The 9499-nt window shown below is 42.6% G+C and carries 9 protein-coding genes; 4 read left to right on the top strand and 5 right to left on the bottom strand.

Annotated elements, in window-relative coordinates:
• Positions 1-119 precede the first annotated feature (119 nt).
• The 3 genes from argE to EES38_RS18805 all read left to right on the top strand — a co-directional run bounded on the left by argE (position 120) and on the right by EES38_RS18805 (position 5008).
• Entirely contained in the window at positions 120-1256 is a 1137-nt protein-coding gene (argE, locus tag EES38_RS18795; protein ID WP_124938761.1) for an acetylornithine deacetylase, read from the top strand.
• A gap of 230 nt (positions 1257-1486) precedes the next feature.
• On the top strand, positions 1487-4117 hold the full coding sequence (ppc, locus tag EES38_RS18800; protein WP_124938762.1) for a phosphoenolpyruvate carboxylase: 2631 nt from the start codon (positions 1487-1489) through the stop codon (positions 4115-4117).
• A gap of 351 nt (positions 4118-4468) precedes the next feature.
• Entirely contained in the window at positions 4469-5008 is a 540-nt protein-coding gene (locus EES38_RS18805; RefSeq protein ID WP_124938763.1) for a PadR family transcriptional regulator, read from the top strand.
• A 28-nt stretch (positions 5009-5036) separates the two neighbouring features.
• On the opposite strand, the gene cysE is transcribed toward EES38_RS18805, so the two are convergent.
• From cysE to epmA, 5 genes are all read right to left on the bottom strand, one after another.
• The gene (gene cysE, locus EES38_RS18810; protein WP_124938764.1) at positions 5037-5858 is read right to left on the bottom strand and encodes a serine O-acetyltransferase; all 822 of its coding nucleotides are present in this window, start codon (positions 5856-5858) and stop codon (positions 5037-5039) included.
• A 47-nt stretch (positions 5859-5905) separates the two neighbouring features.
• Positions 5906-6937 (bottom strand): NAD(P)H-dependent glycerol-3-phosphate dehydrogenase, encoded by a 1032-nt coding sequence (gpsA, locus tag EES38_RS18815; RefSeq protein WP_124938765.1) that lies wholly within the window; start codon positions 6935-6937, stop codon positions 5906-5908.
• Positions 6938-7069: 132 nt separating this feature from the next.
• On the bottom strand, positions 7070-7543 hold the full coding sequence (gene secB, locus EES38_RS18820) for a protein-export chaperone SecB (RefSeq protein WP_124938766.1): 474 nt from the start codon (positions 7541-7543) through the stop codon (positions 7070-7072).
• A 53-nt stretch (positions 7544-7596) separates the two neighbouring features.
• Positions 7597-8031 carry a rhodanese-like domain-containing protein gene (locus tag EES38_RS18825; protein ID WP_124938767.1) on the bottom strand — a complete coding sequence of 145 codons (435 nt, stop codon included), beginning with the start codon at positions 8029-8031 and terminating at the stop codon, positions 7597-7599.
• 123 nt (positions 8032-8154) lie between these two features.
• The gene (epmA, locus tag EES38_RS18830; RefSeq protein WP_124938768.1) at positions 8155-9129 is read right to left on the bottom strand and encodes an elongation factor P--(R)-beta-lysine ligase; all 975 of its coding nucleotides are present in this window, start codon (positions 9127-9129) and stop codon (positions 8155-8157) included.
• Between the two features lie 239 nt (positions 9130-9368).
• Here epmA and EES38_RS18835 point away from each other — a divergent pair.
• Positions 9369-9499: FAD-binding protein (locus EES38_RS18835; RefSeq protein ID WP_124938382.1), on the top strand; the 131-nt coding region annotated here is incomplete at its 3' end.

Genomic DNA, 9499 nt, shown 5'->3' on the forward strand with positions numbered 1-9499 from the left:
AAAAACTGACTATAAATTTTGTGAAATCAGGTTAATTTGGTTTTTTATTCACGAAAAGTGATTTAATATGTGTTTTACCTTCTCTACATATCCCTGTCAATAGTAGGAGCAAAGTTTCTATGCATTTCCCTAAATTTAAAGATGTTTATCAAGGCCTAATTGCCACATCTTCAATTAGCTCCAGCGACCCTAAATGGGACGAAGGCAATACAGAAGTGATTGCCAAGCTCGCAGATTGGTTCACTTCGCTAGGATTTGAGGTTGAAACAGTTAAAGTAGCTGACAATAAACACAACCTGATTGCAAAAATGGGCAGCGGTGAAGGTGGACTACTTCTATCAGGCCATTCAGACACAGTACCTTTCGATGAGGGACGATGGAGCTTTAACCCTCATTCTTTAACAGAAAAAGACAACCGTTTTTATGGCCTAGGAACAGCAGATATGAAAGGCTTTTTTGCCTTTATTATAGAAGCTGTCAAGGCGATTGACTGGTCAAAACAGAAAAAACCGCTTTACGTCTTGGCGACCTGTGATGAAGAAACCACAATGTTGGGGGCGAAACACTTTACCGATAACCAACCGATCAAACCTGATTATTGTATTATTGGCGAACCTACCAGCTTAAAACCGATATACGGACACAAAGGCCACGTAGCGAACGTTATTCGGGTTACAGGAAAGTCGGGCCATTCATCGAATCCAGCATTAGGCGTAAATGCGATTGAAATAATGCATGAAGTTCTCTATGCCTTGATGCAGGCTCGGGATATCTTGATCAAAAAATATCACCATCCAGGATTTGAAATTCCATCACCCACCCTAAACCTCGGCCATATCCATGGCGGTGACAGTGCCAACCGAATTTGTGGGTGTTGCGAACTGCACTACGATGTTAGACCTTTGCCTGGAATCAGTCTTGATAATCTCGATAACTTACTTCGAGGTACATTGAAGAACGTGGAAGAAAAATGGCCTGGCTGTGTAGAAATGAAACCACTACACGATTCCATTCCAGGTTATGAGTGTGACCATAATCATCCCTTCGTCACAGAAATGGGAGAATTGTGTGGTACAAATGCAGAAACAGTGAACTATTGTACCGAAGCGCCTTTCTTACAAGAAGTTTGCCCAACAATCGTTCTGGGTCCGGGCTCAATAGACCAAGCTCATCAGCCAGATGAATTTTTGGCCTTTGAATTTATCGACCCAACGATTAACCTATTACAGAGATCGATACAGAAGTACTGCTTCTAAAGCATAAATATCGCTAATGTAAAGATCTAAGTTTATTTCATTTTTGAAAGAAAACTTTTGAAATTTTCTTTCAATTTTCTATTTCTATTTAGAAAGTCGAAGTAGATAATGCGAAGAAGAACGCCAAGGCTAATTTGACTTGGCGATGATTCTTTCGCTAAATTGTTTTAGCTATCAATTTAGCTAACAAAGAACATTGGATGTAATTTTATTTCAAGGCAGGAATAACAATGAACGAGACATACGCTGCACTCAAAAGTAATGTAAGCATGCTGGGTCGAATACTGGGAGATACTATCCTAGATGCAGATGGAAGCATTATTCTTGAGAAAGTAGAAACCATTCGTAAACTATCAAAATCTGCCCGTAACGGTAACAAGTCAGACTACGATGCGATGGTCGAAGAGATTAAAAACCTCACCGATGATCAGTTAACGCCAGTAGCTCGAGCTTTCAACCAATTCTTAAATCTCACTAATATTGCTGAGCAATACCATACTATTTCGCGCCATTGCGATACGAAAGTGTGTGAGCCAGACGCAGTGAATACGCTGTTCGCCAAACTAACAGATAATAAAATTAGTAAGTTAGATACTGAGCAAGCTATTCGAGATTTGAATATTGAGCTCGTACTGACAGCACACCCGACGGAAATCACTCGCAGAACGATGATAAATAAGCTGGTAAACATCAACGAGTGTTTATCAAAGCTAGAACTGGATATCTCAGATAAAGAGAGAAAGCGTACTCAGAGACGTTTGGAGCAGGTTATTGCTCAGTTCTGGCATTCAGATGTTATCCGTAAGCAACGCCCAACACCTCTTGATGAAGCTAAATGGGGATTAGCTGTCGTTGAGAATTCATTGTGGGAAGCGATTCCGGAATTTCTGCGCGAATTTAACGAAAAAATGGTTGGCTATTTAGGTCAAGGATTGCCAATCGATGCTGCCCCAGTTCATATCTCATCCTGGATGGGTGGTGACCGTGATGGTAACCCATTTGTTACTCATTCAATCACTCGCGAAGTATTGCTTCAATCTCGTTGTAAGGCCGCTGATCTTTACCTAAACGATATCAATGAGCTGGTCAGTGAATTATCAATGACCCAGTGTAATGCCAGCGTACGAGAACTAGCTGGAGAAGATGAACACGAACCATATCGTGCAATTCTGAAACGTCTGCGCAGCACACTCAACGATACTATCGAGATCCTTGATGCCAAAGTGCATGGTCAGCAACTTCCGATCAAAGCACCTTTGCGCAATGCCAATCAGCTATGGGAACCTCTCTACGAGTGTTATAAGTCGCTTCATGAATGTGGCATGGGTAAAATCGCTGAAGGTAACCTACTCGATACTTTACGTCGCATTAAAGCGTTCGGCATTAACCTAGTGCGTTTGGATATCCGTCAGGAAAGTACCCGCCACTCAGATGTATTGTCAGAACTGACACGCTATCTTGGTCTGGGCGACTATGACCAATGGAGTGAGCAGGATAAAATCGCGTTTTTAACCAACGAATTGTCTTCTAAACGCCCACTAATTCCTCGTGACTGGAAACCATCTGACGATGTTCAGGAGGTTTTGGACACCTGTAGGACAATTGCTTCTTATCCACGTGACGCGTTTGGCGCTTACGTCATCTCTATGGCAAGAACAGCGTCAGATGTACTGGCGGTTCATCTACTTCTTCAAGAATGTGGTTGCCCATACCGTATGGATGTTTGCCCATTATTCGAAACATTAGATGACTTGAATAATGCTGAAGCCGTCATGACTCAGTTATTGAATATCGATCTATACCGTGGATTTATTCAAAACAAACAAATGGTTATGATCGGCTACTCAGACTCAGCAAAAGACGCTGGCGCACTTGCTGCAGGCTGGGCGCAATACCGCGCAATGGAAGCGTTGGTTAACGTGAGCGAGAAAGCAGGCATTGACCTGACTCTTTTCCATGGTCGTGGTGGTACTATTGGTCGTGGTGGTGCTCCAGCACACGCAGCCTTATTATCTCAGCCACCAAAAAGTCTTAAAGGCGGACTTCGCGTAACAGAGCAAGGTGAAATGATTCGCTTCAAACTGGGTCTGCCTGATGTTGCGGTGAATAGCTTTAATCTATACGCAAGCGCAATTTTAGAAGCCAACCTTCTACCACCTCCAGAGCCGAAGAAAGAGTGGCGTGAGCTAATGGATGCTCTTTCTGAAGTATCGTGTGAATCTTATCGTAAAGTTGTTCGCGGTGAACCCGATTTTGTTCCTTACTTCCGTCAGGCGACGCCGGAACTAGAGCTAGGCAAATTACCTCTAGGTTCTCGCCCTTCGAAACGAAATCCAAATGGTGGTGTGGAAAGCTTGCGTGCGATTCCATGGATTTTCTCATGGAGCCAGAACCGTCTTGTGCTTCCAGCCTGGTTGGGAGCCGGTGAAGCGATTCAGTACTCTGTGGATAAGGGGCATCAAGAGCTATTGGAAGCGATGTGTCGTGAATGGCCATTCTTCTCGACTCGTCTTGGTATGTTAGAGATGGTCTACACTAAATGTAACGCAGATATCTCTCGCTACTACGATGAACGATTGGTAGAAGAACGCCTTCGTCCTCTTGGTGAAAAACTCAGAGAACAATTGCAGAAAGACATCAAGTCAGTTCTTAATGTTGAAAACAATGAGAACTTAATGCAAAGAGATCCTTGGGGACAAGAGTCAATTCGTCTGCGTAATATCTATGTAGAACCGTTGAATATGTTACAGGCTGAGCTGTTATATCGTACTAGACAGCATGAAGAAACACCGGCAGAGCTAGAAGAAGCATTAATGATCACTATTGCTGGCATAGCTGCTGGGATGCGAAATACTGGCTAAGCAAACAACATAAAAAACCACTATAGAGACAAAAGGTCGCATCATTGCGGCCTTTTATTTTACTATTTAAAAATTTAAAAGAACTAAATAATTATTTAGTCCCAAAATGTCCAACAGCCCGTGTTTATGATTATTATTTGGTTATACTATCTACAACTGCAATGACACTCTTAAATAATAGTTGCAGGCGGCAAGTTGAATATAAACTTGCATCAACAGGTGAATATCGGCTTTTAAGGTGACAGGGCCAGTACTTTGTACTGGAAAGTCTGAATCATTAAAGATTGAGCCACAGAAGCTCAACAAGAATCAGACTGGTTGTTATTTTAGTTAACTTATTGGATTTCAGACATGTCATTACCACACGTAATCCTTACTGTTTTGAGCACTCGCGATGCTACCGGATACGATATAACCAAAGAGTTTTCCTCTAGTATCGGCTATTTCTGGAAAGCTAGTCATCAACAAGTTTACCGTGAACTTAATAAAATGGGCCAACAAGGCTTGGTAACTTGTGTTCTTGAACCTCAGGAAGGGAAACCTGATAGAAAAGTTTACTCCATCACTGATGCGGGCAGAACTACCCTTGGGGAGTGGTTTGATCAACCAACAGCGCATCCAACTGTGCGCGATGAGTTTAGTGCTAAGTTAATGGCATGCGCAGTACAACCTGCAACACCATACAGAGACCAAATGATCGAATTGATCAGTGAGTCTAAGAAACTCGTTAGTCACTTCAAAGAAATCGAAGCTGCATACTATGCGACACCTGAGTCTCTTGATAAGCAACAACGCTTAGAAAGACTAACTCTACGCCGTAATATTCTAGCTCGCGAAGCTTGGGTAAATTGGGCAGAAGAAGTTCTTGAAGAGCTAAACGCTATTTCTTAATAAAAAAAGGAGGACCAAGTCCTCCTTTTTATATTCCGTCACCACCAATAAACGTTTGCAACTTCCCATTAAAATGCTGATCCATATCTAATGAAGGCTTCTGAGAGAATGGACGCCCCACTATTTTGGCAGGTACACCCGCGACGGTTGTATGTGGAGGTACGGGTTGTAAAACCACAGAACATGAACCGATTTTTGCGCCTTCGCCCACCTCGATATTGCCAAGGATCTTTGCTCCTGCGCCAATCATGACACCTTCACGAATTTTTGGATGTCGGTCACCACACTCTTTGCCAGTACCCCCAAGAGTTACATCTTGTAATATGGATACATCGTCCTCTACAACGGCGGTTTCACCCACAACAATGCCAGTGGCGTGATCAAGCATAATACCTTTACCAATTCGAGCTGCTGGATGAATGTCAACCTGACACGCAACAGAGATCTGATTTTGGAAGTAACTTGCTAATGCTCTTCGCCCTTGCTTCCAAAGCCAATTTGCAACGCGATACCCCTGAAGAGCATGGTACCCTTTCAAATAGAGCAAAGGAGTTGAATATTGAGCGACTGCAGGGTCTCGGCTTACCGTAGCACAAATATCACAAGCCGCAGCGCTGGTAATTAACGGATCGGATCCAAACGCTTCTTCGATAACCTCACGCACAGCCATGGCAGGCATTGATGGGGTATTCAATTTGTTCGCCAGTATATAACTGAGTGCTGAAGAAAGGCTATCATGCTTAATAATAGTAGCATGATAAAAGCTTCCCAGCATCGGCTCCTGTTCCGATAGCTCTCTTGCTTCGGTAACAATGGTTTGCCAGACTTTATCTTTTCTGCATTGATTCATTATCTCAACATTCTCCCCATACTTACTCTATTCTTTGTATTTAATCGTCACTCAGACGTTTTATCTCGAGCAAGTAAATCTTTTGCGGCTATCTGAGCATTTTTACCCTGATATAGTACCTGATAAATTTGCTCAACGATCGGCATTTCCACGCCAACTCGTTTCGCCAATAAATAGACTTCTTTTGTATTTCTATAACCTTCAACAACCTGACCAATATCGTTTTGAGCCTCATCAACAGATTTACCAGCACCAAGCGCCAAACCGAATCGGCGATTGCGTGATTGGTTATCTGTACATGTCAGAACAAGATCGCCAAGCCCAGCCATACCCATGAACGTTTCCGCCTGCGCACCCAGTGCCGCACCCAGACGAGACATTTCAGCCAAGCCGCGAGTAATCAAGGCTGTTCGTGCATTTGCCCCAAAGCCAATACCATCGGAAATACCAGCTCCAATCGCAATCACATTTTTTACAGCGCCCCCCAGTTGTAAACCTATAAAGTCGTCATTCGCGTATACACGGAAAGAGCGACTGCAGTGTACTTTTTCTTGGAGCTCTTCGACAAATACAGGGTCATTGGAGGCAATAGAGATAGCTGTTGGCATGCCTAACGCCAGTTCTCTAGCAAATGTAGGACCAGACATAACTGCATAAGAGTAATTCTCACCGAGCTGTTCGTTCGCCACTTCCTGTAACAAGCGTCCGGTTTCAGGCTCAAGGCCTTTTGTCGCCCAACAAATACGAGAATCTGAACGTAAATGAGGTTTGATCGAGCTGAGCACATCACCAAAGACATGACTTGGCACTACGATTAAAAGATCACGGCTTGCTTGAACAGTAGCACGAAGATCTTTTTCAATGATAAGACTCGGCGGAAATGACACATCAGGAAGAAAGCGTTTATTCTCTCGGTCGCTCTCTAATTGATCCATATGTTTAGGATCATGGCCCCACAAAATAACATTGTCACCATTTCTAGCCAGAGAGATTGCTAGAGAGGTTCCATACGATCCAGCCCCAATCACACTTATTGAAATAGATCTATCATCATTTTTTGTGGTCACTATATTTGCCATGGGCTCCGCCTAGTAGTTTTGCCTAATTCAAAAAGTAAAAAGTGCACATTCATCGGTCATTCGTTTTGAATACCAGATGCTCTGTGCACTTCTATCACAACCTTTCGTGGAGTTATCACTCCGACAAGATGATTATGCGTCTTTTCCTTCCTGACCTTGATCCGCTTGTTGCTGTAGATAATTCATAAACAACGCGTCAAAGTTTACAGGCGCTAAATTCAGCTGAGGGAAAGTACCTTTAACCACAAGGCTTGAAACAGTTTCACGAGCATAAGGGAAAAGGATATTTGGACAGAAAGCACCAAGACAATGAGCTAATTGACCTGATTCCATCTTATCAGCGGTAAAGATACCAGCTTGTTGAATTTCGCAAAGGAAAGCTGTTTCTTCTTCATTTTTAACTGTCACCGTTAAACGAAGAACAACTTCGTAAACGCCTTCACCAAGCTCACGACTCTGCGTGTCTAAATCTAAATTTACGTTTGGTTCCCAGTCTTTTTGAAAAATAACCGGAGAGTTTGGCGCTTCGAAAGAAAGATCTTTTAGATAAATTCTTTGGATTGAAAAATTCTGTTCAGGAGCTTGTTGTTGCGCTGCTTCAGACATGAGTTATTCCTTTAATTTTATGCCGACAACGTGTCAGCTAATTTTTAAGTTAATTATTTTTTACCGCGAACCAGAGGAAGGTTTGCTTCATTCCATGCTGCTATGCCATTTTTCAGTACACTTACTTTCTCGAAGCCAGCTTTAACTAAAGCTGATGCACTGTCCTGAGCAGTCTGGCCGGATTTACATACCACAATGATTGGGGTTGCTTTTTTATTTTCAAGAGAAGCCAGATTACCAGATTTGATATCCTCTGGTTTCATGTTGACTGAATCGGTGATATGACCCTTTTTAAATTCATCACTAGTACGAATATCAACCACTGTACCGTTTTCTTTATTGACGGCCTGTGTCAGTTCGTTTACCGAAATGAGTTTATACTTAGCAGAAGCAGATTTCACAATATTTACAACCAAGGCAACAACGATGGCTACCCAAGCAACTGAGAGTAATGTGTTCTGCTGAAAAAACTGAATGTACTCTTGCATATCTCAAGCTCTGTTAAAAGTTATCGTATAAATAGAGAAGGAGTATAACGAGGATATTCTTATGACGCGAGTCCTTAGCACCAAGAAAACCGATAAAGATCGATAAACGATTCAGCAATATAGTTAAGAGCGAGAGAAGTCAAAGGCAATCACGTCCTTTATATGCTCACTCTTTGTTGCAAGCATAATAAGACGATCGATCCCCATCGCTACACCAGCACAGTTCGGTAATCCAGCGTCCAAGGCATTGAGTAAATGCTCATCAATCGGCTGAACCGGTAGTCCCATTGCGGTACGTTCTTTGTTGTCTTGCTCAAATCGAGTCCGTTGTTCACTCGCATCATCTAATTCGTGAAATCCATTGGCCAGTTCAATGCCTTGAAAATAGACTTCAAATCGCTCAGCGACTCGAGAATCCTCAGGACTGATTTTAGCCAGCGCCGCTTGAGAAGCCGGAAAGTTATAAACAAATACAGGATGCTCTTGGCCGATTTTGTTTTCAACACCCATAGAAAATAGGAGCTGAAGAAGAGTATCTCTGTTCGTCTCAGATTTCGCGATATCCTCTAATCCTAGATTAGTAGCGGCAACTCGAAGCTCATGCATACTCGCGGTTAAGGGACACAACTGCAAAGTCAATTGGAAGGCTTGCTGATAAGTCATTTTTTCTGTTTTTTCAACATTGAGCAGCAACCGAAATAGCTCGTCCATTTCATTCATTAACATATGATGATCAAAACCAACTCGGTACCATTCCAGCATCGTAAATTCAGGGTTGTGGTAACGACCGCACTCTTCATTACGAAATGCCTTACTCATTTGATATATAGAACCACTTCCCGCAGCTAACAAGCGTTTCATATGGAATTCTGGGCTAGTCATCATATAAACAGTTTGTCCCTGAGCATACCCAGGCCCCAAAAATTGAGTCTTAAATGTTTGCAAATGAATGTCGGTAACCGTGGCGTGGCTGAAAGTTGGCGTGTCAACTTCCAGCACATCCTTCTCTGCAAAAAATTCACGTATCTTATTGATAATTTTCGCTCTAATCTTCAGTGCAGCAATAGATGCTGATGGTTTCCAGGTCAGTTGATTCATGTTTTTTCATCGAAAAGAAATAATGTGCGAGTCTACCTCGGATATTGATATAAAAAAAGCGTGATACAGATCGCACATAGCGTAATATTCGTCCAAATAATGCCTTTTCTCGATCAAAAGCCTAACAGAGTCAATTTTTTAAGTCGGGTGCTCACTTAAACTACGCTTAGATTCCAAAGCTTTACGCTTTTAATGATAACAAGCGGGCCTAGCCCGCAATACTTTCACTGGAGGATACTGTGCAAACATATATCACAGATATCGCGGTCATAGGTGCTGGTGGCGGCGGTCTTCGCTCTGCGATTGCAGCAGCTGAAGCAAATCCTGATATGGAAGTCGCTCTGATTTCTAAAGTCTATCCAATGCGTTC

The organism is Vibrio viridaestus (assembly GCF_003856525.1).
Lineage (GTDB): Bacteria > Pseudomonadota > Gammaproteobacteria > Enterobacterales > Vibrionaceae > Vibrio > Vibrio viridaestus.